The sequence below is a fragment of the Kribbella sp. NPDC023855 genome (assembly GCF_040639475.1).
GTDB lineage: Bacteria > Actinomycetota > Actinomycetes > Propionibacteriales > Kribbellaceae > Kribbella.
In genome coordinates this window covers 356,943-382,623 of record NZ_JBFAAA010000002.1, presented here as the reverse complement: position 1 = coordinate 382,623, position 25,681 = coordinate 356,943, and the positions used below count along the sequence as shown (strand labels likewise).

The 25,681-nt window shown below is 68.9% G+C and carries 28 protein-coding genes; 16 read left to right on the top strand and 12 right to left on the bottom strand.

All coding sequences use genetic code 11. The annotated features are described in order from the left end of the window. Positions 1 to 46 precede the first annotated feature (46 nt). The 4 genes from AB0F51_RS07500 to AB0F51_RS07485 are packed head-to-tail and all read left to right on the top strand — an operon-like array spanning position 47 to position 2,337. On the top strand, positions 47 to 208 hold the full coding sequence (locus AB0F51_RS07500; RefSeq protein ID WP_020391043.1) for a DUF4177 domain-containing protein: 162 nt from the start codon (positions 47 to 49) through the stop codon (positions 206 to 208). Beyond that, positions 205 to 666, top strand: a complete 462-nt coding sequence (locus AB0F51_RS07495) for a RidA family protein (RefSeq protein ID WP_360275544.1) — start codon at positions 205 to 207, stop codon at positions 664 to 666. Before AB0F51_RS07500 ends, AB0F51_RS07495 begins: the two co-directional genes overlap by 4 nt. A 55-nt stretch (positions 667 to 721) precedes the next feature. Beyond that, positions 722 to 1,552 (top strand): NUDIX hydrolase, encoded by an 831-nt coding sequence (locus AB0F51_RS07490; RefSeq protein WP_360275541.1) that lies wholly within the window; start codon positions 722 to 724, stop codon positions 1,550 to 1,552. After that, entirely contained in the window at positions 1,549 to 2,337 is a 789-nt protein-coding gene (locus AB0F51_RS07485) for an MBL fold metallo-hydrolase (protein ID WP_360275538.1), read from the top strand. The genes AB0F51_RS07490 and AB0F51_RS07485 overlap by 4 nt, the downstream gene beginning before the upstream one ends. A gap of 4 nt (positions 2,338 to 2,341) precedes the next feature. Here AB0F51_RS07485 and AB0F51_RS07480 read toward each other — a convergent pair whose 3' ends face one another. Further along, the gene (locus AB0F51_RS07480) at positions 2,342 to 3,019 is read right to left on the bottom strand and encodes a Crp/Fnr family transcriptional regulator (protein ID WP_360275535.1); all 678 of its coding nucleotides are present in this window, start codon (positions 3,017 to 3,019) and stop codon (positions 2,342 to 2,344) included. 182 nt (positions 3,020 to 3,201) lie between these two features. Between AB0F51_RS07480 and AB0F51_RS07475 the strand changes: the two genes are divergently transcribed. From AB0F51_RS07475 to AB0F51_RS07445, 7 genes are read left to right on the top strand one after another with little or no spacing between them, the layout of a single operon-like run. After that, positions 3,202 to 5,097, top strand: coding sequence for a hypothetical protein (locus tag AB0F51_RS07475; protein ID WP_360275532.1), 1,896 nt, complete (start codon positions 3,202 to 3,204; stop codon positions 5,095 to 5,097). A gap of 10 nt (positions 5,098 to 5,107) precedes the next feature. Next, positions 5,108 to 5,887 (top strand): endonuclease III, encoded by a 780-nt coding sequence (nth, locus tag AB0F51_RS07470; protein ID WP_360275530.1) that lies wholly within the window; start codon positions 5,108 to 5,110, stop codon positions 5,885 to 5,887. After that, complete coding sequence (locus AB0F51_RS07465) at positions 5,884 to 6,498, top strand: redoxin domain-containing protein (RefSeq protein WP_360275527.1); 615 nt, start codon at positions 5,884 to 5,886, stop codon at positions 6,496 to 6,498. Before nth ends, AB0F51_RS07465 begins: the two co-directional genes overlap by 4 nt. Further along, positions 6,495 to 7,289: a CoA pyrophosphatase gene (locus AB0F51_RS07460; protein ID WP_360275524.1), complete on the top strand. Its 795-nt coding sequence runs from the start codon at positions 6,495 to 6,497 to the stop codon at positions 7,287 to 7,289. Before AB0F51_RS07465 ends, AB0F51_RS07460 begins: the two co-directional genes overlap by 4 nt. Continuing rightward, a complete protein-coding gene (locus tag AB0F51_RS07455; protein WP_360275521.1) occupies positions 7,286 to 8,458 on the top strand; it encodes a MarP family serine protease in 1,173 nt (390 codons plus the stop codon). The genes AB0F51_RS07460 and AB0F51_RS07455 overlap by 4 nt, the downstream gene beginning before the upstream one ends. Before the next feature lie 42 nt (positions 8,459 to 8,500). Beyond that, entirely contained in the window at positions 8,501 to 9,016 is a 516-nt protein-coding gene (locus tag AB0F51_RS07450; protein ID WP_360275517.1) for a SigE family RNA polymerase sigma factor, read from the top strand. A gap of 1 nt (position 9,017) precedes the next feature. Beyond that, positions 9,018 to 9,749, top strand: a complete 732-nt coding sequence (locus AB0F51_RS07445) for a hypothetical protein (RefSeq protein WP_360275515.1) — start codon at positions 9,018 to 9,020, stop codon at positions 9,747 to 9,749. Positions 9,750 to 9,765: 16 nt separating this feature from the next. Here AB0F51_RS07445 and AB0F51_RS07440 read toward each other — a convergent pair whose 3' ends face one another. The 3 genes from AB0F51_RS07440 to nhaA all read right to left on the bottom strand — a co-directional run bounded on the left by AB0F51_RS07440 (position 9,766) and on the right by nhaA (position 12,397). Next, a complete protein-coding gene (locus AB0F51_RS07440; RefSeq protein WP_360275512.1) occupies positions 9,766 to 10,584 on the bottom strand; it encodes an alpha/beta hydrolase in 819 nt (272 codons plus the stop codon). 121 nt (positions 10,585 to 10,705) lie between these two features. Further along, entirely contained in the window at positions 10,706 to 11,110 is a 405-nt protein-coding gene (locus AB0F51_RS07435) for a phage holin family protein (RefSeq protein WP_360275509.1), read from the bottom strand. A 54-nt stretch (positions 11,111 to 11,164) separates the two neighbouring features. Beyond that, positions 11,165 to 12,397 carry a Na+/H+ antiporter NhaA gene (gene nhaA / locus AB0F51_RS07430; protein WP_360275506.1) on the bottom strand — a complete coding sequence of 411 codons (1,233 nt, stop codon included), beginning with the start codon at positions 12,395 to 12,397 and terminating at the stop codon, positions 11,165 to 11,167. Positions 12,398 to 12,530: 133 nt separating this feature from the next. Here nhaA and AB0F51_RS07425 point away from each other — a divergent pair, with 133 nt between their 5' ends. Continuing rightward, on the top strand, positions 12,531 to 12,977 hold the full coding sequence (locus tag AB0F51_RS07425; protein WP_360275503.1) for a CBS domain-containing protein: 447 nt from the start codon (positions 12,531 to 12,533) through the stop codon (positions 12,975 to 12,977). Here the strand turns inward: AB0F51_RS07425 and AB0F51_RS07420 are convergent. Next, a complete protein-coding gene (locus tag AB0F51_RS07420) occupies positions 12,961 to 13,917 on the bottom strand; it encodes a glutathione S-transferase C-terminal domain-containing protein (RefSeq protein WP_360275501.1) in 957 nt (318 codons plus the stop codon). The genes AB0F51_RS07425 and AB0F51_RS07420 overlap by 17 nt on opposite strands. Positions 13,918 to 14,082: 165 nt before the next feature. Between AB0F51_RS07420 and AB0F51_RS07415 the strand changes: the two genes are divergently transcribed. Next, positions 14,083 to 14,841 carry a GntR family transcriptional regulator gene (locus AB0F51_RS07415; RefSeq protein WP_360275498.1) on the top strand — a complete coding sequence of 253 codons (759 nt, stop codon included), beginning with the start codon at positions 14,083 to 14,085 and terminating at the stop codon, positions 14,839 to 14,841. 44 nt (positions 14,842 to 14,885) lie between these two features. Here AB0F51_RS07415 and AB0F51_RS07410 read toward each other — a convergent pair whose 3' ends face one another. From AB0F51_RS07410 to acs, 4 genes are read right to left on the bottom strand one after another with little or no spacing between them, the layout of a single operon-like run. Next, entirely contained in the window at positions 14,886 to 15,560 is a 675-nt protein-coding gene (locus AB0F51_RS07410) for an SIS domain-containing protein (protein WP_360275496.1), read from the bottom strand. Positions 15,561 to 15,616: 56 nt separating this feature from the next. Continuing rightward, a complete protein-coding gene (locus tag AB0F51_RS07405) occupies positions 15,617 to 16,057 on the bottom strand; it encodes a hypothetical protein (protein ID WP_360275493.1) in 441 nt (146 codons plus the stop codon). Next, positions 16,054 to 16,272 (bottom strand): hypothetical protein, encoded by a 219-nt coding sequence (locus AB0F51_RS07400; RefSeq protein WP_360275491.1) that lies wholly within the window; start codon positions 16,270 to 16,272, stop codon positions 16,054 to 16,056. Before AB0F51_RS07400 ends, AB0F51_RS07405 begins: the two co-directional genes overlap by 4 nt. Positions 16,273 to 16,329: 57 nt before the next feature. Next, a complete protein-coding gene (gene acs, locus AB0F51_RS07395) occupies positions 16,330 to 18,264 on the bottom strand; it encodes an acetate--CoA ligase (RefSeq protein WP_360277238.1) in 1,935 nt (644 codons plus the stop codon). A gap of 258 nt (positions 18,265 to 18,522) precedes the next feature. Here acs and AB0F51_RS07390 point away from each other — a divergent pair, with 258 nt between their 5' ends. Then, on the top strand, positions 18,523 to 18,693 hold the full coding sequence (locus AB0F51_RS07390; RefSeq protein ID WP_360275488.1) for a hypothetical protein: 171 nt from the start codon (positions 18,523 to 18,525) through the stop codon (positions 18,691 to 18,693). Positions 18,694 to 18,698: 5 nt separating this feature from the next. Here the strand turns inward: AB0F51_RS07390 and AB0F51_RS07385 are convergent, their stop codons facing one another. After that, on the bottom strand, positions 18,699 to 19,148 hold the full coding sequence (locus AB0F51_RS07385; RefSeq protein ID WP_360275485.1) for a MarR family transcriptional regulator: 450 nt from the start codon (positions 19,146 to 19,148) through the stop codon (positions 18,699 to 18,701). Between the two features lie 117 nt (positions 19,149 to 19,265). Between AB0F51_RS07385 and AB0F51_RS07380 the strand changes: the two genes are divergently transcribed. Further along, positions 19,266 to 19,718, top strand: a complete 453-nt coding sequence (locus tag AB0F51_RS07380) for a MarR family transcriptional regulator (protein WP_360275483.1) — start codon at positions 19,266 to 19,268, stop codon at positions 19,716 to 19,718. A gap of 3 nt (positions 19,719 to 19,721) precedes the next feature. Here the strand turns inward: AB0F51_RS07380 and AB0F51_RS07375 are convergent, their stop codons facing one another. After that, positions 19,722 to 20,663, bottom strand: coding sequence for a superoxide dismutase (locus AB0F51_RS07375; RefSeq protein ID WP_360275480.1), 942 nt, complete (start codon positions 20,661 to 20,663; stop codon positions 19,722 to 19,724). Between the two features lie 113 nt (positions 20,664 to 20,776). Between AB0F51_RS07375 and AB0F51_RS07370 the strand changes: the two genes are divergently transcribed. Next, positions 20,777 to 21,757, top strand: a complete 981-nt coding sequence (locus AB0F51_RS07370; protein ID WP_360275478.1) for a winged helix-turn-helix domain-containing protein — start codon at positions 20,777 to 20,779, stop codon at positions 21,755 to 21,757. Positions 21,758 to 21,931: 174 nt separating this feature from the next. Here the strand turns inward: AB0F51_RS07370 and AB0F51_RS07365 are convergent, their stop codons facing one another. Further along, complete coding sequence (locus AB0F51_RS07365; protein WP_360275475.1) at positions 21,932 to 25,540, bottom strand: discoidin domain-containing protein; 3,609 nt, start codon at positions 25,538 to 25,540, stop codon at positions 21,932 to 21,934. Positions 25,541 to 25,681 lie beyond the last annotated feature (141 nt).

Genomic DNA, 25,681 nt, shown 5'->3' with positions numbered 1-25,681 from the left:
GGTGGCTCGCAGCGCTCCGGTAGAGGAGCCCGTTAGAGTCCCCCTTATGAAGAAGTTCGAGTACTCGACCGTGCCGCTGCTGGTCCACGCGACCAAGGAGATCCTCGACAACTGGGGTCAGGACGGCTGGGAGCTGGTCCAGGTCGTCCCGGGCCTGAACCCGGAGAACCTGGTCGCCTACCTGAAGCGGGAGATCACTGAATCATGAGCCACCCGGAGGAGAAGCTGGCCGAGCTCGGCCTGAAGCTGCCCGAGGTCGCCAAGCCGGTCGCCGCCTACGTCCCGGCGCTGCGGACCGGCAACCTGGTCTACACGTCCGGCCAGCTGCCGCTGCGGGACGGCGCCCTGATCGCCACCGGCAAGGTCGGCGACGCCATCACCGCCGAGGTCGCCAGCGAGTGTGCCCAGCAGTGCGCGCTGAACGCCCTGGCCGCGGTCAAGGCGGAGATCGGCGACCTGGCGAACATCAAGCGGATCGTCAAGGCGGTCGCCTTCATCGCCTCGACACCGGACTTCACCGGCCAGCCCCAGGTCGCCAACGGCGCCTCCGAGCTGTTCGGCCACGTCTTCGGGGAAGCCGGCCAGCACGCCCGCTCCGCCGTCGGCGTCCCCGTCCTCCCCCTGGACGCGCCGGTCGAGGTAGAACTCATCGTCGAGGTCAACTGACGCTCGCACCGCGGAGCGGCCGGGCCTGCCCGGCCGCTCGAATCTGGAGGTGCGGATGGTTCGGGATCTGAAGTCTCAGTTGTTGTCCGGGCGGATGGCTGCGGAAGCGTTTTCCTTTGCTCGGGGCGAGCGGGCGGCTGCTGAGCCTCGGCCGGCTTCGACGGTCATCTTGTTGCGGGACACGGACCAGCGGCCCGAGGTCTACCTGTTGCGCCGGCAGCAGACGATGGCGTTTGCGGCGGGGATGACGGTCTTCCCGGGCGGCAGAGTGGACGCCACCGACGCGTCTATCGCCGACTCCTGGTCCGGGCCGTCGCCTGAGTGGTTCGGGGAGCGACTGGGTTGCTCTGCCGACACGGCCGCGGCGTACGTGGCGGCCGCAGTACGGGAGACGTTCGAGGAGTCCGGTGTGCTGCTGGCCGGGCCGTCCACGGAGTCTGTGGTCGGTGACACGACCGGGGACGACTGGGAGGCCGACCGGGTCGCGCTGGAGTCGCGCACGCTCGGGTTCGCCGACTTCCTGCATCGCCGGGGCCTGGTACTACGTGCCGACCTGCTCGGCGTCTGGGCGCACTGGATCACCCCCGAGTTCGAGCCGCGCCGCTACGACACCCGGTTCTTCGTCGCCGCCCTCCCGGCCGGTCAGGTGACCCGCGACGTGACCAGCGAGTCCGACCAGGTCGCGTGGATGGCGCCTGCCGACGCAGTACGCGCAGTGGAGGCCGGCGAGATGCTCATGCTCCCGCCCACCTACCTCTGCTGCCGAGACCTCATCCCGTACGACGCGGTCGCCGACGTACTCGCCGCTTCCACCAGCCGCGAGATCCGGCCGATCCTGCCGACCGTGCGGATCGAGAACGACCAGGCCTACCTGGAGACGACATGACAGTCGAGCAAGTCACCGACTACGCGTCGCGGGTGCTCGCGGCGAACCCGGGTCCGATGACGCTGGACGGCACCAACACGTGGATCCTCCGCGACCCCGGTGCCGACACCGCCGTCGTGGTCGACCCAGGACCGCTCCTGACCGACCACCTGCAGGCAGTGCTCGACGCAGTCGCGGAGTACGGGTGCAGTGTCTCGACTGTGCTGCTCACGCACGGGCACTTCGACCACTCGGAAGGCGCTGCGTGGTTCGCCTCGCGTGCCAACTGTCCGGTGCGTTCGGTGGACCCTGCCTTCCGCATCCCGACCGATCACGCCCACGGCCTCGAGGAGGGCGACGTGATCACCTCAGGCGACCTGCGGATCGAAGTACTGCCCACTCCCGGCCACACCATGGACTCGGTCTGCTTCTGGCTCCCACAGGACGGCTCCCTGCTCACCGGCGACACAGTGCTCGGCCGCGGTACGTCGGTAGTGGCTCACCCCGACGGTGCCCTCGGCCCCTACATGCACTCGCTGGAGAGCCTCCGGGCCTTTGCCAACTCACCAGCAGGCGTCGCCCGCCTCCTACCCGGCCACGGCCCAGTCATCGACGACCCAGGCGCAGTACTGACCTACTACCTGGACCACCGCCACGAGCGCCTCGAGCAGGTCCGCACAGCCGTCGCCGACGGCCACACAACCCCCGAGGCGATCGTCGAGCACGTCTACGCGGACGTCCCGCAAACCCTGTGGCCGGCAGCCGAGCGCTCAGTCCGCGCCCAGCTGGACTACCTGAACTCCTAGCGAGCTAGCGGGCGCGGCGCTGCAGGCGCTCGATGTCGAGGAGGACGACCGAGCGGGGTTCGAGGCGGACCCAGCCTCGGGAGGCGAAGTCGGCCAGGGCCTTGTTGACTGTTTCGCGGGAGGCGCCGACCAGTTGGGCCAGCTCCTCCTGGGTCAGGTCGTGGTGGACGTGGACGCCGTCGTCGGCGGTGCGGCCGAAGCGGCTGGCCAGGTCGAGCAGGGCCTTGGCGACACGGCCCGGTACGTCGGAGAAGACCAGGTCGGCCACCACGTCGGACACCTTGCGGAGCCGGGACGCCAGCTGGAGCAGCAGGCCGCGGGCCACCTCGGGGCGGCCGGCCAGCCAGCGGAGCAGCTCGTCGTGGGTCAGCGACATCAGCGACGCGTCGGTGACGGCCGTGACGGTCGCCGAGCGCGGGCCCGGGTCGAACAGGGACAGTTCGCCGAACATCTGGCCGGGGCCGAGGACGGCGATCAGGTTCTCCCGGCCGTCGGCCGAGGTGCGGCCGAGCTTGACCTTGCCTTCGACAACGACGAACAGCCGGTCACCGGAGTCGCCCTCGTGGAACAGCACCTGGCCGCGGCGCAGCCTGCTCTCCGTCATCGATGCGGCCAGCGCATCGGCTGCTTCGTCGTCGAGCTGGCTGAAAAGCGGTGCCTGTCGGAGCACTGCGGCGTCCACGAATGGGCCTCCTTGGACCTGAACTGCGACCTTCGAGGAGGCTGCGAGCCGCCCCGGCGCCAGGCGGATCACACCCGGTCGCCCCAAAACCGTAGCCCCTCGCCTTGCCGAACCGCCACGTAGGCCCGCCGGGACTCGCCGGAGGGTCTACTCAGCCGGTCCCCGAGCAGTGAGGATGAGGGATGCTCGATTGGCTGAGAAAGCGCTGGAGAAAGGGCCGTGTTCACGCGACCAGTACGCCGTCAGCCGACCCCCTGGTCGAGCTCGGACGCAAGGCCAGGGCGCTGGCCAAGGAGGGGTTCGTCGACGAGGCGGCCGCCGTACTGCGCGCCAGCGACAACCCACGAGCCGAGGGCATGCTGGCACTCCTGCTGCGCGAGTACGGCCGTCTGGACGAGGCCATCGACATCCTGCGCGCCAGCAAGAACCCGGAGGCGGCCCCGCGGCTAGACCAGTTCCTCCGGGAGCGTGGTAGCGAGCTCAACCGGCTCACCATCATCGACGGCCGCCCGCTCGACCGCACTCGCGAGGTGGACGAGCTTCTACAACACGGCCAAATCGACGAGGCGATCGACCTGCTGAAGGCGAGCCGTCTCCCCGCTGACCGGTCCAGACTGCAGGCCCTGCTCCGCGAGCTGGGCCGCACCGACGACCTCCGCGAGCTCGCGAACCACTCGATCCGGCTCGGCACCCTGCGAGCCGAAGGCCGCCTGGACGAACTGCGTCAGCGCGCCTCAGCCGGCGACCGCGAGGCCGAGACCCTGTTGATCGACGCCCTCGCCGAGCAGGGCCAGGTGGAGGAGCTGCGGACCCGTGCGGACGCCGGCAACAGCCAAGCGAAGGACCTACTGGTGGACCTGCTGGCCCGGGAGGGCAGGCTCGACGAGCTGAGCAGTCTGCACGACCCGTACGCCGCAGCAAAGGTGTTCGACCACCTCATCGAGCAGGGCCTCGCCGACGAGGCTGCCGCTGTACTGCGTGAGGAACCCTCGAGTGAGGACGACATGGCCTGGTACCGGCTGGCCCGCCTGTACGCCGATCAGGGCCGGACAGACGACGCGCTCACCGTTTTGCGCCCTCGCCAGTGGATCGCCCCGGACCTGCTGGCCGAGTTGCTGGCCGACAGCGGGGAAGCCACCGAAGCCATCGCAGTACTGGACGCCTCTGATCGGCGGGAGGCTCCGCGGCTGGCCGCTCGCCTGCGGGCCGAGCATGGTCAGCTCGACGAGTTGCGGGCCCGAGCGGACGCTGGTGACAAGCCGTCGGCCAAGCAACTCGCTGCCTACCTGGCCGCTCACGACGAGGTCGACGAGCTGCGGGCCAGAGCCGCCGCGGATGGGGATGCCGTCTTCAAGGTCCACCTGATCCGCACACTCGGCCGCCTCGGCCGGCTGCAGGACCTGGAAGCCCTCGCCCCCACCAGCAACGCGGCCGGTCACATGTGGTGGGCGACGCTGCTCGCTGGAGGCGGCGACCCGACTGAGCATGAGGCAAAACAAGCCTGGTACGCCGGACAGGACGCGACAGCCCGAGTCATCCACCTGCTGGTCGAGAAGCAGCGCATCGACGTCGCCATCGCGTTCGCCAAGGCCCGGGTCAGCGCCGGTGACGAGTGGGCCGGGGCATGGATCCCGCGAGTCCCGCAGTCCCGGATCCACCGGGATGACGGCATCGACTCGCAGTTGCTGGCCTCCCAGGCGGATGCCGCGATCCGGGAACTGCTGCCGACCTGCTCCGTCGGGGAGGAGCGCAGTACAAAGGTCAGAGTCGCAGACGCCGGCTATGCCGTGTACGGCGACTTGCGGGTCAGCCTGACCGCCCCCGGACAGGCCGAGGTCTCACTGGCCTGCTGGACGGTCAACCTGGATACGGCCCGCTACTTCGGCGACAGCCCGCCGGAGGAGGCAGAGACCAGGTTGCCGCCGGAAGGCACCGCAGTACCGGACCTCCGGATGACCATTGCTGTGCTCGACGACATAGCCGACCGGTTGAAGGCAGTCGACGCCCCACGACCGCAGGCCGGCGGCAGCCACCTCACCCTCACCGTCTCAGCCAGGGCTGTCGGTGGGCGGACGTAAGCTGGCCTCCATGCCGACCCAGCGCGCCGAGGCCCTCGCCTCTGTCGACTCAGCCCTGCCCGAGCCGTTGAAGCTGCCGCGCAAGGCGCCCGTGTTCACCGGCGAGACCCACACCCAACTGGTCCGGCGGGCCCGCAAGATGCACAAGGTGCTCACCGAGACCTATCCCGACGCGCACTGCGAGCTGGACTTCACCACCCCGCTGGAGTTGCTGGTCGCCACCATCCTGTCGGCCCAGACCACCGACGTGATGGTCAACAAGGTGACGCCGACGCTGTTCGCGAAGTACCCGGACGCCGCGGCGTACGCAGAGGCCGATCGCGAGGAGCTGGAGACGATCCTCAAGCCGACCGGCTTCTTCCGGGCCAAGACCAACAGCCTGATGAAACTCGGCCAGGCGCTGGTCGACGAGTACGACGGGGTGGTGCCGGACAAGCTCGAGGAGCTGGTCAAGCTGCCCGGGACCGGTCGCAAGACGGCGAACGTGGTGCTCGGCAACGCCTTCGGGGTGCCCGGCATCACCGTCGACACGCACTTCGGCCGGCTGGTCCGCCGGTTCGGCTGGACCGAGGAGGAGGACCCGGTCAAGGTCGAGCACCTGATCGGCGCGCTGTTCCCGAAGAAGGACTGGACGATGCTCTCGCACCGCCTGATCTTCCACGGCCGGCGCCGTTGCCACGCCAAGAAGCCGGCCTGCGGCGCCTGCCCGATCGCCCAGTGGTGCCCCTCCTACGGCACCGGCCCCATCGACCCCGAGCTGGCCGCAAAACTGGTGAAGACCCCGGCGTGAACCGACCACCCAGCCTTCGTACTGCGCGCCGCGGCCTCGCACTCGTGGCCGGCGCGCTTGCTGTGCTGGGTTTACTGGTTGCCTGCGGCGATCAAGAGCCGGGGAGTGTCGCGAAGGAGCCAGATGGGACTGTCGCCGGAGCCGATCAGTTGACGGCGTGCCCGAGTGTCCAGTCGCGGCCGGCAGTGGCCAAGGCGCTGCCGGACATCAGCCTGCCGTGCCTGGGCAAGGGCCCCGACACCCGGCTGGCGGACCTGCGGGGTCCGCTGGTGATCAACGTCTGGGCCCAGTGGTGCGGCCCGTGCCGTGAGGAAGCGCCCTACCTCGCCGAGCTGCACCGCAAGGCGGGCGGCAAGCTCCAGCTGCTCGGCATCGACTACATCGACACCCGGCCGGACCTCGCGGTGAAGTTCGCGATCGAGCAGCACTGGGACTATCCGCACCTGGCCGACCGGGACAAGCAGCTCCAGCAGCCGCTGAAGATCGGCGGCCCGCCGCTGACCGTCTTCGTCGACAAGGACGGCGCGGTCGCCTACGTGCACCGCAAGCCGATCACCTCGCAGCACGAGCTCGATCAGCTGGTGAAGGACAAACTGGGAGTCGGCCTGTGAGGACCAGTACGACGTACGACGTGGAGCTGCCCGACTTCCTGCACCGGTTGCGGACCGCCTCCAAAGAGGTCGACCCCAACGAGCTGTCCAGGTTCCTTCCGCCCGAGGACGACCCGGGCGTCCGCGGCTCCGCGGTACTGATCCTGCTTGCCGATGGCAACGATGCTCACGGCAACGATGTCCACGGCAACGGTCCGGACGTGCTGCTGACCGAGCGGGCCTGGACGTTGCGCAGCCACGCCGGTCAGATGTCCTTCCCCGGCGGCCGGGTCGACCCCGAGGACGGCACCGGTGTCGAAGGACTGATCCGTACTGCGCTGCGCGAGGCGGAGGAGGAGACCGGTCTCGACCCGACCGGCGTCGACGTGTTCGCGGTCTGGCCGTCACTGTGGGTGCCGGTCAGCAACTTCGCGGTCTCGCCCGTGCTCGGCTGGTGGCGCGAGCCGTCGCCGGTCGCGGTGGTCGATCCGGCCGAGGTCGCCTCGGTCCACCGGGTCTCGATCGAGGCGCTGAGCGATCCCGCCAACCGGATCAGCTGCCTGCATCCCTCTGGCTTCACCGGCCCGGCGTTCACTGTCGGTGACCTCTACATCTGGGGTTTCACCGCCGGTCTGCTCGACAAGTTGCTCACCCTCGGCGGCTGGGCGCGCGACTGGGACCCCACTCACGTCGTACCGTTGCCCGACCGACTGGTCGAGGCGGCCTGGCGGAGTGAAGGGCGACGGCCGGAGGACGTACGGCGGCTGACGGCCATCGAGCACGACCTGGGGCGTCCGGAGGGTGTGGAGTGAGCGGTCTCGATATCGCGCTGCTGGTGGTGACCGGGCTGGTGGCGATCTCCGGCTACATCGAGGGGTTCGTGCTCGGCGCGTGCGCGACCATCGGATTGCTGGCGGGCGCCGCGATCGGCGTGTACGGCGTACCGCGGGTGCTGGACAACTTCTCGCCCAGTGTCGAGGTGTCCTTCGCGGCGCTGGTCCTGGTCGTGATCCTCGCCTCGATCGGGCGGACGATCGGCGCCCTGCTCGGGTCCAAGCTGAGAAACAAGATCTCCTGGAAACCGGTGAAAGCCGTCGACGCGCTGGGTGGCGCGGCGCTGGCGGCCGCGTCGGTGCTGGTCGTCTCCTGGGTGCTCGGGGTCGCCGTCAGCGGCGCCCGGATTCCGAGCGTGACGTCGGCGGTCCGCGGCTCGCAGGTGCTCGCCAAGGTCGACGAGGCGCTGCCGGGCGGCGCGGATCGCGCGCTGCAGGCGTTCAACGACGTGGTGAACACCGATCTGTTCCCGCGCTTCCTCGACCCGTTCGTCCCGGAGCGGATCCGCGAGACGCAGCCGCCGGACGGCTCGATCGCGCGCAACCCGGTGGTCCGGGGCGCGTACACCCGGATCGCCAAGGTGACCGGCGTGGCGAACTGCTCCCGCGGCCTCGAGGGCAGCGGGTTCGTCTACGCGCCGCAGCGGGTGATGACGAACGCGCACGTGGTGGCCGGGGTCAGCTCGCCGAAGGTCGAGGTGAACGGGAAGAAGTACGACGCCAAGGTGGTGCTGTTCGACTCCAGCGTGGACATCGCGGTGCTGTACGTCCCTGAGCTCGACGCCAAGCCGTTGGCCTTCGACAAGGACGGCAAGGCCGACGCCACCGCGGTCGTGCTCGGCTACCCGGAGAACGGGCCGTTCGACTCCGAGCCGGCCCGGATCCGGTCCGAGGAGCGGCTGCGCGGCCCGGACATCTACGGCGACAAGACGGTGACGCGCCGGGCCTTCTCGATCTGGGCGCAGGTCCGCCCGGGCAACTCGGGAGGCCCGCTGATCTCCGCCAAGGGCACCGTGTACGGCGTCGTCTTCGCCGCCTCGGTCGAGGACAACCGCACCGGCTACGTCCTGACCGCCGAACAGGTCGCCGAGGACGCGGCAGCCGGCGCGAAGGCGACCCAAGAGGTCTCCACCCAAAGTTGCACCTGAGTCCCGCGCAACAGATCGGCACGCCCGCGGCGTTGTAGGGGTGTGACGATCACGAGCGGGCGCACCGAACCGCTGACGTTCGACGAGGTGGTGGCGTCGAGCGAGCGAAGGCTGCTGCGGCTTGCGCTGATGCTGTCCGGTGGCGTGCACAGCGCGGAGGATCTCGTCCAGACGGTCCTGGCCCGGGCGCACGGGCGCTGGGACCGGATCGGCTCGGTCGACAGGCCGGAGGCGTACCTGAGCAAGATGGTCGTCAACGAGTTCCTGAGCTGGCGCCGTCGGCTCAAGAACCAGGAAGTGCCCCTGGCCGAGCTGCCCGACGTACCGGCCGACGACGACGTCAGCGCTCGCCTGGTTCAACGAGACGCCGCCTGGCGTCTCCTGGCCGGGCTGCCGCGCCAGCAGCGCGCAGTACTGGTCCTGCGGTTCTACGAGGACCTGCTGGACGACGAGATCGCCACCATCCTCGGCTGCTCGGCCGGCACCGTGCGCTCCCACGCGTCCCGCGGTCTGGCGACCCTGCGAGCCAACCTCCCGACCTCCGACAAGGATCACTGACATGCCCCCAGTCACGGACGACGAGGTCGGCGCACTGCTCCGCGAAACCTTTGCGGAAAAGGAAAAACTGATCGATCAATTGCCCAAGGCAACCACAAGGCCGGTACGCCGGAAGGCGCCCGCTCTACTCGCGGCAGCAGCCGTCCTCGCCGTCCTGGCCGGCACGATCGCGATCGCCGGCGACACAGGCGGCCGGCAGACTCTCGACAGCGGCGGTGGAAAAGCTGAGCAGTCGGCATCGATGACGCCGACCCCTCGCCCTAAGACACTGAGCGCCACCGCAAGCAAGGTCGGCCTGCCATTGCGGCCGCAGCTCACCAGCCTGGCCATCGCGGAGATCGCGAAGCGTGAGCGGCCTAAGGGTGGCTGGCCGGTCGTCAAGGTCCTCGACGCGGCGTACGGGGGAGCCGGCTCGCCAACCGGGCCAGGCCCCGCGGGTGTCCCCTTCACTGCGCCCGAGCGTTCTCAGATCGCCGCGTCGGCCGGTGTGCCGATCGAGTGGGTCAAGAAACGCCCGACGGGCTCGAACATCTGCGACCAGCAGGCCAGCCCGGCGCCGTACATCACAGTCGGCCAGCTCGCCTTCGACAAGGGTCACTCGACCGCCACCATCGGGATGAGCATGTGGCGAGGCTGCCTGGACGCCCACTGGCTGACCTACCGCCTCACCAGAAACCCCACCACCGACGCCTGGCGCATCACCGGAACAGTCGGCCCGGTAGCAGTGTCGTGAACCTCATGGCCGCCGGTCAGTCAGGTAGGCGGGCTAGCCAGTCCAGGAGGACGGCGTTGAAGAGGGCTGGGGTTTCCTCGTGGGGGAAGTGGCCGGCGGTGGTCAGTACTTCGCGGCGCAGTGGCCCGGTGAGCAGTCCGGCGGGGGTGGTCGCGGTGACGGCGCCGTCTTGGGCTCCGTGCAGCTGGAGGACCGGTACTGGGATCGGGGTGCGCATGCGGGCGGAGTACCGGCGGCCGTCGGGGCGTAGGCGGGACCGGAGGAACCAGCGGTGATACTCCAGCGCGCAGTGCGGCGCCGGCCAGACCTGCAGGGCCGCGCGGTAGCGGCGGGAGGCCTCGGCGTCGGGGAAGGCGCTGCCGGGCGCGGACCAGGCGCGGAGGAGCTGCTCGATGTGGATGCCGTCGTTGGCGAGCAGTCGTCGCTCCGGCAGGATCGGCAGCTGGAACCAGCCGACTTGCGCCATCGACCGCAGCTGCCCGGACCGCATCAACTGAAGTGGATGTGGCGATGACACAGCCGCCAGAGCACGCACCTGCTTCGGCGCCAGTACTGCGGCCGACCAGCCGGCGAAGCCGCCCCACCCGTGCCCGACGACAACCGCGTCGGTCGCACCGAGCGACCTGATGACGCCCGAGACATCAGCGGAGACGGTGAACGGGTCGTAGCCGCGTGGCGTCTTGTCGCTGGCTCCATAGCCGCGCAGGTCCATCGCCACAGCCCGGTACCCCGCTGCGGCGACCACGGGCAGCTGATGCCGCCACGCCCACCAGAACTCGGGAAAGCCGTGCAGGAACAGCACTAGTGGATCGTCCGCCGCCCCACACTCGGCCACGTGGAATCTCGCCCCATTGGCCGCGACCAGCGAGTGCGACCACGGCCCGTCGACGAGCAGATCCGAAACGCCGGCGGGACTCAGCGGTCAGAGCTCCCCGGCGATCGCCCGGCACGGCGCACTAGTCGCCCTTGCCGATCGCCTTGAGCGCCTCGACGGACTCCTTCGAGGTCTCGATCGTGCGCTGCGGGCCCTTCGCCTTGCCGATCATCTTCTTGCCGACCAGCACCAGCACGGCCGCGATCAGCAGGTAGAGCACGGCAACGATCAGGAACGCCAGCGCCGGATGCAGGCCGAGCGCGTGCACGCCGTACGCCGCGGCGATGGACAGCAGGATGACCGCGAGCAGCGACAGGAAGCCGGCCGCGCCGAACATCCCCGCGCCGGTGCCGGCCGCAACCGCGGTCGACTTCAGCTCGGTCTTGGCCAGTTCGAGCTCGCTGCGGATCAGGCTGGACAGATCCTTGCTGGCGTTGGCGACGAGCTGCCCGACAGTGGGCTCATCCTCGGTCTGCCCCATCGACATGGCGCTCCTTCCAACACGGGTCTCTGGCTCCCGAGACTAGCTTGTACCCGCGCTTCAATCGTCGGCATACGCGCGGTTGCGGCGGAACAACAGCAGTGCGGCGAGCAGGGCGGACAGCAGCGACGCGACCAGGACCGCGGCCTTGGCGCGCTCGATCTGGGCGAGGTCGTCGCCGAAGGCGAGCTGGGCGATCAGCAGCGCGACGGTGAACCCGATGCCGGCCAGGACCGAGACGGCGGCGACGTCGCGCCAGGCGAGGTCGGAGTTCAGCTCGGCCCGGGTGAAGCGCGCGGTCAGCCAGGACCCGCCGAACACCCCGAGCACCTTGCCGGCCATCAGGCCGGCCACCACCCCGATCGCGACCGGGTCGGTCAGCATCTCGCGCAGCGCGTCACCGCCGAGCGTGACACCCGCGGCGAACAGGGCGAACAGCGGTACCGCGACGCCGGCCGACCACGGCCGCAGCCGGTGCTCGATCCGCTCGGCCGGCGGGTGCTTCTCGCCCGGGTCGGGCAGCACCCGGGTGACCAGTCCGAGCGCGACGCCCGCGATCGTCGCGTGGATGCCCGACTCGTGCATGAACCACCAGGCGCCGAGCGCGACGGGGACGTACAGCAGCGGCGTACGGAAGCGGAAGTGCTGCAGCAGGAAGAAGGCGCCGATCAGGGCGATCGCGGCGAGCAGCGCCAGCAGGTGGAAGCCGTGCGAGAAGAACACGGCGATCACCAGGATCGCGCCGAAGTCGTCCACCACCGCGAGGGTGAGGAGGAAGGCGCGCAACGCGCTGGGCAGCGAGGAGCCGACGATCGCCAGCACCGCCAGGGCGAACGCGATGTCGGTGGCCGTCGGCACCCCCCAGCCCGAGGTCCGGCCGCCGTCCGCGGTCAGATTGATGACGAGATAGATGATTGCCGGAAGCACCATTCCGGCGATGGCCGCGACCACCGGTACGACGGCCTCACTGATCCGCGACAACGTGCCGACCACCAGTTCGCGCTTCAGCTCGACACCGGCCAGGTAGAAGAACAACGCCAGCGCGCCGTCGGCCGCCCAGCCCTCCACGGTCAATGGGCCGAGCTCGAACTCGCGCAGGTGGTGGTAGGCGTCCTGCCACGGCGAGTTGGCCCAGACCAGCGCGATCACGGCGGCGCCGAGAAGCAGCAGGCCACCGGTGGTCTCGGCTCGCAGGGTGTCGGCCAGGAACGCACGCTCGGGACCGAGGATGCGCGGGAAGGCGCGGCGTTTCGTTCGCAGACGGAGGGCTGGAGGCACAGGACTACCCTTCATCGGGATCGTTCGGACCAATCGCCGACCAGACTTCCCGGCACACCTTGACGCTCAGCGGCCCATCCTACCGGTTGGCCGGCGGAGGTGTGGGAGAACGCGATCCGCGGCCGCCGGCGCGCAGTACGCTGCGAAGGTGCACGGAGAACAGATGGCCGAGGACTTCCCCGTGGTCAGCGTCGACTCGGACGCGCGGGAAGCTGTCGAGCTGCTCGCCTCCCGGCGGTTGCCTGGCCTGATCGTGGTCGAGACGGACGGTACGCCGTACTCCGTGCTGCCCGCTTCGCAAGTGGTGCGCTTCCTGGTGCCGAGCTACGTGCAGGACGACCCGTCCCTGGCCCGGGTGATCGACGAGTCGCTGGCGGACCAGGTCGCGGACAAGCTGAGCGGAGTGACGGTGCGCAAGTTGCTGCCGCGCGAGCCCGCCGAGTTGCCGGCCGTGAAGCACGACGACACCGTGCTCGAGATCGCCGCCCTGATGGCCCGGCTGCGCTGCCCGCTCGTGGTGGTGCTGCGTGACAAGGAGATCATCGGCGCGATCACGGCTTCACGATTGCTGGAGCTGGTCATCCAGCCGCACTGAGCCAGACCTCCGGGTTCGGTCCCTTGGGGACGATTCCGTTCGGATTGATGTCGGTGTGCGTGACGTAGTAGTGCCGCTTGATCTGGTCGAAGTCGACCGTCTCGCCGAAGTGAGGTAGCTGGTAGAGCCGCCGCGCGTAGGCCCACAGGTTCGGCAGCTCGGTGAGCTTGTTGCGGTTGCACTTGAAGTGACCGTGGTAGACCGCATCGAACCGCACCAGCGTCGTGAACAACCGGATGTCGACCTCCCGCAGAGTGTCGCCGAGCAGGTACTCACGATCGGCGAGCCGCTCCTCCAGCACGTCCAGCCGGGCGAACAGCGCGTCGTACGCCGCCTCGTAAGCCTCCTGGCCGCGTGCGAACCCACACCGGTAGACGCCGTTGTTCACGTCGGTGTAGACCTCCTCGATCAGCCGATCCATCTCCTCGCGGTCGGTGGGGATCAGCTCGGGCGCGCCGTCGGCGTGGAAGTCGACCCACTCGGTCGACAGGTCGAGCGTGATCTGCGGATAGTCGTTGGTCACCACGAGACCCGAGACGGTGTCCACGATCGCCGGCACCGTCACCCGCCCCTCGTACTGCGGGTCGGTGGCGAGGTAGGCCTCGGAGAGGAACTTGATCCCGAGCACCGGGTCGGTGCCGTCCGGGTCGAGGGTGAACCGCCAGCCGCGCTCGTCCCGGACCGGGTCGACGACGGCCAGGCTGATCGCGTCCTCCAGGCCGAGCAGCCGCCGGACGATGACGGAGCGGTGCGCCCACGGACAGGCGAGGCTGACGACCAGCCGGTACCGGCCGGGCTCGACGGGCCAGCGCCCGTTCTCGTCCGGGCCCTCGCCGGGTGCCGATGTCGACTCCCTGCTGATCCGGTCGGTGAAGCGGTTGCCCTGGCGCTTCCACGCCCCGTCCTGGACGGTGTCGGTGACGTTCTGTGCGGACGACATAGCTGCAAAGTTACCCGCCCACCACGAAGCCGATAGGTGGCGGCGGGGCAGGCCGAACAGTACTGTCGGCTGTAATGGTCTAGTTCGAACATTTCCAGGAGCACGTGGTGGCTCGCGATCCCCGGCAACCGGTTTGCCGGGCACAATCCCAGGGATACTGACGACATGGCCCGCCCAAGGAACAACCCCGGTGACCTCGCGGAACTCCCCACGCAGCTCCGTACCGACCGGCCGAAGGGTGACCAGATCCGCGAGATTCTGGAGACCCTCGCCCGCAGCCTCACCGCAGGTACGGTGCTGCCGTCCGAGCGCGTCCTGGCCGAGCGCTTCGGCGTGGCCCGGATGACCGTGCGGCAGGAGGTGGACCGGGTCGTCGCGGAAGGGCTCGCCGCCCGCCGGCCAGGTGGTGGCACGTTCGTCGCCGAGCCGCGGCCGGCCCGTATGCTCACCTCGTCCTTCAGCCAGGACATGCGCGCCCGCGGCCTCACACCCGGCGCCAAGGTGCTGGAGCACCGCGTCGACACCGCCGACGAGGCCCTGGCTGCCGAACTGGAAGAGCCGGTCGGTACGCCGGTGCTGCACCTCGTGCGACTCCGCACTGCCGACGGCGAACCGATGGCGATCGAGCGGACCGCGCTGTCCCTGCAGCGCTATCCCGGACTGGACGAGTTGGACTTCGCCGAGGTCTCGCTCTACGAGTCCCTCTCCTCGCGCTACGGCGTGACGCTGGGCATGGTCAACGCCTCGATCGTCGCGGCGCCGCTGGACCCGGCCGACTCCGAACTGCTCGGCATCGACTCCACCGTGCCCTGCCTGATCATCACCTCGGCCCCGCGCACCGCGTCCGGCGAGGTGATCGAGTTCGGCCGCTCGGTCTACCGCTCCGACCGGTACGACATCACCGTGGCCTACCGCGCTTCCTGACGTTTTTCCCGGCTGTCCGGCGTGATCAGTGATCAGACCTGCGGTCAGGCGTTGAGGCTGCGCAGTACGTCGGGGGTGTGACCGCGCTCGGCGAGCAGGGTGACGACCTCCACGACGAGCGCTTGCGCCAGCAACGCACCGACCACCGTCGAGGTCGCCCCGGTCCGCTCCGGACTGCCGTCGACCTCGATCAGCGCGTCGCCCGGCACCCCGCAGTTGTCGATCACGACGTCCGCGACCTCGAACAACCGCTGCCCACCCGGCGCCCGAGACTCGACAGCCTCACTGTGCGCCAGCGACGTCAACGCCACCACCTTCGCCCCCGCAGCCCGGGCTCCCACCGCAAACTCAACCGGTACTGCGTTACGCCCCGAATTCGACACCACCAGGACGACGTCGCCGGCCGCAATCTCGTTGACCTGCAGCAAGACGTCAGCCAACCCACCCAGCCGCTCCAGCAACGAGCTCTTCAGCAACCCCTCGTGCAACATCAACCCAGGCTCGAGCACCGCCCGCACACTCGCCAACCCACCAGCCCGCCCGTACAACTCCTCGGCAATCAGATGACTGTGCCCAGTCCCGAACACCCAAAATGTCCTCCCCGCACCCAACGCATCCGCCACCACTCGCCCAGCTTCCCGCACAGCCGGCAACTGCGTCCCCACAGCCCGCCCAGCCAATTCCACAGCCTTCCCCAAGTACTCCGCAGCTCCACCCATACCCAGAAACCTAGCGGTCCAGCGGCGCCTGTCCGCCAAACTCAACTAGACCAATTTCAGAGTTGAGCCGCTACGACACCCAGTGCGAAGGCGGCGCTGGCCAGGGTGAGCATGGTGGTGGCGAGGATGAGGAGTTGGCGTTGGAGGGGAGGGCGCTCGGTGGGGGTGGCGAAGATTCGGCGGGGCCAGTGGCGCCAGGAGACGTACCAGAAGATGCTGGTGGCAATCAGGAGGAGGGCCGCTTTGACGGCGTGGATCCACCAGTGGTCGGAGTCCAGCAGGAGGAGGACGACGCCCGTCGCCGCGATCACGGCGATCAGGGCGAGGACCTTGTAGCGGTTGCCTGAGGCAATGACTGCGGTGAGGTGTTCGCGCTCCTCCTCGCGGGTGCCGAAGTACTTCTTCAGTTTCGGCTGGACGACGAAGAGGGAGTACGTCATGCCGCCCACCCAGGCGGCGGCCAGGCCGGCGTGGAGGATGGCGACCAGGGCGGTCATCCGCGGTTGCGGGGGTGGTTCTTCCCCATCCGCTCGTTGCCGCGTTTGTAGTTGCCGGTCCAGCGGGCCATCACTTCCTGCGGGTCGTCGTCGACCTCGGCGAGGAACTCGGCGGCGCGCGGGCCGCGCAGTACGGTCGCTGGTTTGCCGTGGTGGGTGATGCGGACGGTCCCGTCGGGACGGCTCACGTAGTCGAATCCATGGGGTGCCGGCACCGGGCCATTCCAGCAGGAGCGGCCCGGTGCGGCAACCGGATTCGGGTGGACGACGGGTCAGTCGTCGTCGGACTTGCCGGACTCCAGGTTGGTTTTGATCAGATCCATCACGGTGCTGTCGGCCAGCGTGGTGACGTCGCCGACCTCGCGGTTCTCGGCGACATCGCGGAGCAGGCGGCGCATGATCTTGCCCGAGCGGGTCTTGGGCAGCTCGGCGACCACCATGATTTGGCGCGGCTTGGCGATCGGGCCGATCTCCTTGGCCACGTGGTTGCGGAGCTCCTGGACCACGTCCGGCCCGCCGTCCCCCGCCTCGGAACGCAGGATGACGAACGCGGCGATCGCCTGGCCGGTGGTCGGGTCGGACGCGCCCACGACGGCCGCCTCGGCAACCTTCGGGTGCGAGACCAGAGCCGACTCGATCTCGGTGGTCGACAACCGGTGGCCGGACACGTTCATCACGTCGTCCACCCGGCCGAGCAGCCAGATGTCGCCGTCCTCGTCCTTCTTCGCGCCGTCACCCGCGAAGTACACGCCCGGCCAGCGCGACCAGTACGTGTCCTTGTACCGCTGGTCGTCGCCCCACAGCGTGCGCAGCATCGCCGGCCACGGCTTGTTGATGATCAGGTAGCCACCCGAGCCGTCCGGTACCGACTTGCCGGCGTCGTCGACCACATCGACGCTCACGCCCGGGATCGCCCGCATCGCCGCACCCGGCTTGCCCGCGGTCACACCGGGCAGCGGGGAGATCATGTGCATCCCGGTCTCGGTCTGCCACCAGGTGTCGACCACCGGCGCCTTGTTGCCGCCGATGTTCTCCCGGTACCAGATGTAGGCCTCCGGGTTGATCGGCTCGCCGACCGACCCGATCACCCGCAGCGTCGACAGGTCGAACTTCGCCGGGATCTCCTTGCCCCACTTCATGAACGTGCGGATCGCCGTCGGCGCGCAGTACAGGATGGAGACCTTGTACTTCTGGATGATCTCCCACCAGCGGCCCTGGTGCGGGGTGTCCGGGGTGCCTTCGTAGAGCACCGAGGTGGTGGCGTTGGCCAGGGCGCCGTACACGATGTAGCTGTGGCCGGTGACCCAGCCGATGTCGGCGGCGGTCCAGTAGACGTCGGTGTCGGGCTTGAGGTCGAACACTGCCCACTGCGTGTACGCCGTACCCACCAGGTAGCCGCCGGTCGTGTGCAGGATGCCCTTCGGCTTGCCGGTGCTGCCGGACGTGTACATCACGTACAGCGGGTGCTCGGCGTCGAACGCCTCCGGGGTGTGCTCGGCCGACTGCTTGCCGACGAAGTCCTCCCACCACAGGTCGCGGCTCTCGACCATCGCGGTCTCCTGGCCGGTCCGCTTCACCACGAGCACGTTGCGCACGTCCGGGCAGTCAACCAGCGCGGCGTCCACGGCCGGCTTCAGCGCGGCCGGCGCGCCCCGGCGGTAGCCACCGTCGGAGGTGATCACGACCCGGGCGTCGCAGTCCAGGATGCGGCCCTTGAGCGCGTCCGCGGAGAAGCCGCCGAAGATGACCGTGTGCGGGGCCCCGATCCGGGCGCAGGCGAGCATCGCGACCACGGTCTCGGGAATCATCGGCATGTAGATGGCCACCACGTCACCCGGCTGGACGTTCAGCTCGAGCAGCGCGTTGGCCGCCTTGCTGACCTCGTCCTTGAGCTGGCCGTAGGTGATCTCGCGGGTGTCGCCGGGCTCACCCTCGAAGTAGTACGCGACCTTGTCGCCGAGACCGTTCTCGACGTGCCGGTCGACGCAGTTGTACGCCGCGTTGAGCTTGCCGTCGGCGTACCACTTGGCGAACGGCGGGTTGCTCCAGTCCAGCGTCTGGGTGGGCTCGACGGCCCAGCTGAGCCGCTTGGCCTGCTCCGCCCAGAAACCCTCGAAATCGGCCTCGGCCGCGGCGTAGGCGTCCGCCTTGACGTTCGCGTTCGCCGCGAGCTCGGCGGGCGGTTCGAACCGGCGCTCCTCGTGCATCAGGTTCGACAGCGCATCGGACTGGTGGGACTCGGAACTGGTCACGTCGCGGACTCCTCGTTGAGAGCTGCAAGACAGCGGAACGCACACGGCGCCCCCGGTCCCCTTTCTACCAACGCCGGACCAGCCGCGGTACTGGTGCCTCGCCCAGCTGGCCACGATCTGCGCCGAACGGGCCGCCTTACCGGTCGAGCAGCCGGTCGAGCAGAAGGTCGCGGGAACCAGATCGCCGGCCGGCGCATCCGAGTTGGCGTGTCGATGGATGTTCACGGAGGTGGAGTCGCGATGTACCAGCAGAGCGAGATGGTCACCGAGCAGCCGGCCGCCAGGCGCAAGCTGTCCCGCGCCGCGCGCCGCCGGGTGCACGCCCGCGAGCGCCGCGTACGCCGTACCCAGCGCTCCCTGCGCGCCCAGCTGCCGACCTGGTGACTCAGTCAGCCCTGATGGTGGCTGAGCACCTTGGCCAGCAAGGTGGTGAGTTCGTCCCGCTCTGAGGGGGAGAGCGGGGCGAACAGCTCGTCCTGGGCGGCCCGGATCAGCGTTTCGAGCCGCTGGCGCTGCTGCTCACCCTCGGGGGTCAGCGTGATGACGTTGCGGCGGCGATCGGCGGGGTCGGGCGACCGTACGACGTACCCGAGGTCGGCCAGCTCGTTGAGCGCGGCGACCACGTCGCTGCGGTCGATCCCGGTCCGCCGGCCGAGCGAGGCCTGACTGGCCGGCCCGTACTCCGCGAGCGTCGCCAGCAGCCGGTAGTGGTACCCGCGAGCGTTGCCGGCGGCGAACGTCTCGCTGATGATCCGGTGCGCGTGCATCGCGCTCTGGGTCAGCAGCCAGCTCGGCATCGCCAGCAGTTGGGTCGGGGCCCGTCCCTCGTCGGTCGCCACGGCGGCCAGTGTATTCCGTTGGGCTGCCCAATGAACTGCCCCCGGTCGGTACAGAGCGTTGCAGGTTGTTGCAGCTGGACGAAATAGTGCCTGCCCGCTGCCCGGTCCTGTGCCACGATGGTTGATTCGGGAAGTGGGGCGGAGGGGATCGTCATCGAGCAGGACACCTTGCGGCTGCTCGTCGGCATGCACCGGATCGTGCGGCACCTCGGCCGGACCAGTGCGAGCAGCACGTTGCACCCCACCCAGTTCATCGCGCTGCTGCTGATCGCGGACGAGCAGCCGATCCGGATCGGCACGATCGCCAACCGCGTGCCGTGTTCCCAGCCGACGGCGACCACCACGGTGGCGGCGCTGGAGGCGGCAGGGCTGGCTCGCCGTCAGGCCGACGTACTGGACGGGCGGGCGACGGCCGTCGTGCTGACTCCCCGCGGTGACGCGGTCGTGGAAGCGGCCGGGAAGCATGCGGTCGACGACCTCACCCAGCTGCTCGACCGTCTCTCCGAAGACGATCGAGCGCTGGTCCTCTCCGCCGGTGCCGTCCTTGCCCGGATGGCTGACGAGCTCTGAGTGCTAGCTGAGCCCCGGGACAACGGAGACCGTGTACGGCGGGGTGCCGGGCGCGGCGTCGAGCTGGCTGTTCACCCAGAGCAGGCGGTTGCGGTCCCGGGCGACCGTGGTCGGCGTCGAATTGGTTGCTCCCGGCAATGAGTCGGCGAGGATCTCGGCCTGGGTGGAATCGGCGTTGAGCAAGGCGAGCCGGGTGACGTACTTGCCACCGCCCGCGTTGTAGACGGCGTACAGGCGGCGACCTTCGAGGAGATAGCCGTCGCCGGACAGGATGCCGTTCGCACCGGTGATTTCCAGCGTGGTCACGGCCTTGGTGCGCAGGTCGACGCGGTACGTCACGTCCTGGCCTTGCTCGCCGACGAGCAGGTTGTGGCCGTCGTTGACGATGCCGTTGAGGAAGTACGGCTTTGGCTGGATCTTGTCGCGGGTCAACCAGGGCTTCAGCTGGCCGAGTCCTTCCCGGGTGAGGGAGGCGCGCCAGATCTGGTTGTGCGCGGAGTCGGTGACGTAGACGGCGTCCTTCGTGAAGGTGAAGTCATTGAGGAACGAGCCCTCCGCGGCCGGGCGGATGGCGAGCAGGTGGCCGCGCGCGTCGTACATGTAGAGCTTCGAGGTGCTGGCGCCGGCGACCAGGACGCGGCCCCAGTGGTCGACGTGGACGCCGGTGGCGGAGGTGCGGCCGTCGCTGCCGGCGGGCAGGAAAGGCCTGAGGGTGGGGTTGCGGACCGTGCCGCGGTACACGGCGCCGGTGCCCACGCTGGTGACGTAGATGGTGCCGTTGCGGGTCACCTCGATGCCTTCCGGAGTGTCGCCCGGCGTGGTCGAGACGACGTAGCTGGTGGGGCGCGGGTGGTGGTGCTGCTGGGCCTGGGCGCTGGGCTGGATGGTCGCGGCGATGAGTGGCGCGGCCAGCAGGACGGTGGCGGCGGTGCGTCTGCGAATCATCGGGCCAGCCTGGACGGCGGGCGGCCGTCGGCTCGACCGGTTTCGGTCAGGACCGAAGCAGTCTGTCCCGCGGACCCCTGAGCAGGCACAATGCGTTCCGTGGGGAGGCCGCGATGATCCGGATTCACTTCACTGCGGCCGATCTCGCGCGGGTGACCTTCCCGGCCGAGCCCGAACCGCTCTGGGAGGCGGCTCTGGCCGCGCGAGCGCTGGGTGACCGGGCGATTCCGCCGGTCGCGCGGCGGTGGAGACGGCAGGTCGCGCCGCTGATCCGGCCGTCGATGCGGCCGCTGTTCAAGCTGATCGGGCCGGCCGGGCAGTTCCCCGACTTCCTCACGCCCGAGGTCCCGACACCGGGACTGGAGCCCGCTGTCGCGATGCTGATGGAGACGCCGGCGTCGGTGGTCCGGGAGGTGCTCGAGCCGTACCTGCCGGCTGAGGTCGACCCGTTCATGCGCGGACTGCTCGACGGTACGGCGAACTCGCGGCGGGCACTCGGCAACGCAGTACGGGACTTTCATCAGCACGTGCTCGCCACGTCGGGGATGGAGCTGGAACGACGGTACGGCGCGGATCTGGCGTTGCGCTCTCGAGCGGTGTTGCACCACGGGATGGACGGGTTGCTGAGCGGGTTGCACCCCGACATCGAGTGGCAGGCGCCCGTCCTGACGACGTACGGGCTCGGTCCCGGGCCGACCTTCGACGTCAACCTGGCCGGACGCGGGCTGCTGCTCTACCCGTCCTCGCTGACGGCGGAATGCCTGGTCCTGGACGTCCCGAATCGCCGCCCGGTCCTGGTCTACCCGTGCGCCGACCTGCCATCAGCCGACGAGGTGGACATCGACGCCCTGGCAGAACTCCTGGGCCGCACCCGAGCCGCCGTACTCCGGTCCCTGACGGCCACCGCCAGCACCACCCAACTAGCCCGCCGAACCGGCATCTCCCTAGCCTCAGCCAGCGACCACACCCGAGTACTACGCAACGCCGGCCTGATAACCACCCACCGCACCGCCGGCACCGCCCACCACTCCCTAACCCCCACAGCCCACCGCCTCCTCACGGGGCAGCTCGGCGGGCTTGCTGGGGCAGTGTGATCTGCCCCGGGAAAAGGCCAATGACAGCGGGGATTTGGCGACTATCGTCAGATATGCCCTGGGACACGAGTCTCTGGGAAGTTGGCTCGGCAGCTCACCGGATGGTGGACTAGCGGGGTCCGCGAATGCAGGGGAGTGGCCGCCGGGGAGGTTATCCCCGGCGGCCGCTGCGGGTTAGTTGCGGATCAGGGTGAAGGTTGTTGTGGTGTTGCGGATGTCTACCGCGTTGTCAGTCAGTGTGAGGTTGTTGAAGGTGGCGGTGCCGGCGGCTGGGCCTTCTCCTGGTTCGGGCATTTCGTTGGCCCAGATGCCGAAGCCGGACTTGGCGTCGAAGGCGTCGCCGGATTTGCGGGCGCCGGAGATCGAGATGTTGGTCAGGATCGTGTCGGCGATCGGGAACAGCCGCTGCCCACCCACGTAGTCGGTCTGGAACATGATCCCGCTGTACGTCGGATCGACGATGTCGACGTCGGACAACCGGATCCCCTGGAAGACCTTGGTTGCCGAGTAGATCCAGATCCCCGGGAAGGTCTGGGCTCCCCAGAAGTGCCCGCCGGCCCGCACCACCGAAATGTTCTCCCAGCGCGTCGGCGGTGTCGCGCCGAAGCCGTTCATCGGGATGCCGAAGTCGAGCGAGCTGATCGTGATCCCGGAGTACACCAGGGTGTCCGCGACGTACAGGTTGCGGAACACGTTGTTGGTGCCGCCGTAGACCGCGAACCCGGCCGCCCGCCAGGTCAGCGTGGACGAGAGGTTCTCGAAGACGTTGTCCCGGACCTCGCCCCCGCCGCCGTCGACGGCGTTGAACAACGCGAAGCTGTCGTCACCGGTACTGCGGGCGTCGTTGTTGCTGACCGTGTTGCCGGCCGACCCGTTCGTCATGTTGATGCCGTCGGCAAACATGTCCCGGATCCGGGTGTTCCGGATTGTCGAGTTGTCCGTGTTCGCACCCCAGTACAGGCACATCTGGTGTTCGACCCAGATGTTGTCGATGGTCATGTTCGCCGTACCGTTGAAGTTGAACACCTTGCCCGGACCGTCGTTGCGGCTGTCGTAGTTGCCGAAGTACGAGAATCCGCTGAACGTCGACCCGTTCGCCGACGACGACGCGTCGAAACCGACATCGGTGTTGGTCTGCGTCGTCGGTGCGACGAACCGGGTGTACCAGGGACCGGCGCCGATCACCTTCATCGCCCGCCCGCCGACGTTGAACTTGCCGGACGTCGGGTAGTTCCCGGTCGGCAGGTAAACCCCTTGCAGGCTGGGGTTCTGCTGCACCTGGTTGATCGCGTTCTGCACGTCCTGCTGCGTGAAGCCCGCCGGTACGACGTACCCGGCGCCCGGGTTGGCGATCGGCGCGACCTGCTCGGTGTTGATGAAGTCGATCGCGTAGTTCGTGTCGTTGCCGGGATCCTTCTGCAACTTGATCTTCGTACCGGCCGGGAATGTCCCGTCCAGCATGATGTTGGCCTCGTCGTAGATGTGCCGCGCCGGTCCGGCGCCCGGTGAGTTGCCCGGACCGGATTCCGCGCCGTACAGCCACGCGTACTTCGAGGTGAGCGGCAACGCCTTGTGGAAGGCGCCGTTGACGTAGACGTTGATCGTCGAGTTGATCCCGCCTCCACCAGGCGAATCGGGGATGGAGAAGCGGGTGACGAGCGTGTTGGTGCTGCCGCGCGTGGTGAACTCGACGAAGGAGCCGTTCGAGTTCAGCGTGACCGCCTTGCGTCCGGACGCCTCACCGGCGAGGTCGCCGATGGTGCGGTTCGGGCCGACCAGCAACGCGCCGCCACCGATCGAGGCGTCCTCGGCCTCCAGGTGGTCGTATGGCATGTTGGCGCCGCGGCCGACGAAGAACGGCTTCTCGCTGGTGTTGTTGGCGCGCTTGACCGGCAGTTCGTTGGCGTCGTCGGCGAGTACCACCCGGACGGAGTACCGGCCGTTGGCCGCCGTCCACGTGCCGAGGCTGACCGGTGCCGTGGTGGCTCCCGCGGCAATCGCACCGGAGTACGAGCCGGTCAGGGTCCGTACGACGGTGCTGCCGTTGAGCAACGTCAGGGTGATGCCGTGCGCGCCGGACGCGGACGCGACGCTGCCCTGGTTCTTGATGGCGACCGAGAACGTCACGGTGTTGCCGGCCGCCGGGTTGCCAGGGCTCCAGCTCACCGCGGCCGCGACCAGGTCGGAGCTGGCGACCGGTGTGACGACCAGCGGGCTGGCGCTGCTGCCGGAGTTGTTGGCGTCGTTTTGCTCGATGATCGCGTTCGCCTCGTCCACCTTGGCGCTGAGCGGGTAACTGCCGGCGTCGCGGGTGCCGATCGCCGCCGTCACGGTCGCGGAGGCTCCGGCGGCGAGCGCGCCGACGGCCGCAGTACCGACCTTGGTGGTGCCGAGGTAGAAGTTGAGGCTGGTTGCCGGGGACCCCGCCGTACCGGTGTTGTTGACCCGGACGGACAGCGTGATCGTGTCGGTCTCGACCGGTGCGGACGGGGTCCAGGTGACGTTCGAGACGGTGAGATCCGGGTTCGGCGCGGGAACGCCCATCACCTGGAGCTCGGCGACCTGGCCGGCCGGCGCGCCGGTGTTGGCGGTGAAGTTCAGCCGGACGTCGGCGACCCGCGCGCTGACCGGGATGGTCACCGTGTTGCCGCTGGACGGACTGAAGTTGTACGACGCGGAGCCCACGATCGTGGTGAACCCGGACGCGTTCTGCTCGCGGCCGAGGATCGAGAACGTCTGGGTTCGGTTGCCCCAGGCACTGTCCGGGTTGAGCCGGATCACGATCGAGCTGAGGTCGGCGTTCGACCCGAGCTCGGTGGTCAGCGTGGCCGGGTTGCCGTTGCCTTCCCAGTAGGTCTGCACGTTGTCGTCGTTCGCGTTGGTGGCGACGAAGGTGTGCACGAAGCCGGACGCGGTGATCGGCCGGCCGAGCGCGAGGTTGCTGCCCGGGCCGTTGCTGCCGCCCCGCGTGACGGTGTTGCTGTTCGGCGATTGGTTGCCGGCGGCATCTTTGGCGCGGACGAAGTAGCTGACCGAGGTACTGGCCGGCTGGTTGTCGGTGTAGGTCAGCACGTTGCCGGCCAGGCTGGTGCGCAGCTCGCCGTTGGCGTACACGTCGTACCCGGTGACTCCGACGTTGTCGGTCGAGGCGGACCAGGTGAGCCGGATCTGGCCGGCGGCCGGTTCGGTGAATGCCAGGCTGCCCGGGGCGGTGGGAGCCTGAGTGTCGCCGGTCGACGGTCCGTAGACCTCGAGCTCGGACAGCTGGCCCGCCGGCCAGCCGGTGTTGGCGGTGATCCGGATCCGGATGTACCGGACCGTCGAGGCGCCGTAGTCGATGGTCGCCGTGTTGGTCGGCGGGTTGAAGGCGCGGCGGGCGGAGGCCGACAGGTCGTTGAAGTTCTGGCCGTCCGTACTGCCCTGGACGGCGAGCGTCTGGTCGCGTGCTCCCCAGCCGGCGGTCGGTAGCTTGAGGACGACCTGGTTGGTGCTGACGGACGATCCGAGGTCGACCTGCACCCACTGCGGGAACGCGTTGTTCGCGCTCTCCCAGTACGTGCCCTGGTTGGCGTCGGTGACGTTGGCGGCGACGTAGTTCTGCGTACTGCTACTGGCGGTCGCGGACTTACCGGCCGCGAGGTTGGGACCGGCCAGTACTGCGGCCGCTGCGGTCGCGCCGGTATGGGTCACGCCGACCGCGGCGAACATCGGGCCGGCCGACAGCACCAGGCTGCCGACGACCGTGGCAGCCAGCAGCCGCCACCTTCCAGGTGTGGTTCTCATGGCATCCGGAGCCTCTCCGATTTGGGCGGGGTGGTGAGGGCACAAGGGACTACGGCTGCCAAGAAGTTTGCTTACGATCTTAGAAAGTTTCGTAAGTTTGCTAATTTCTTGCGCAGCGCTGGCTCATTGTTACGGCAGCGC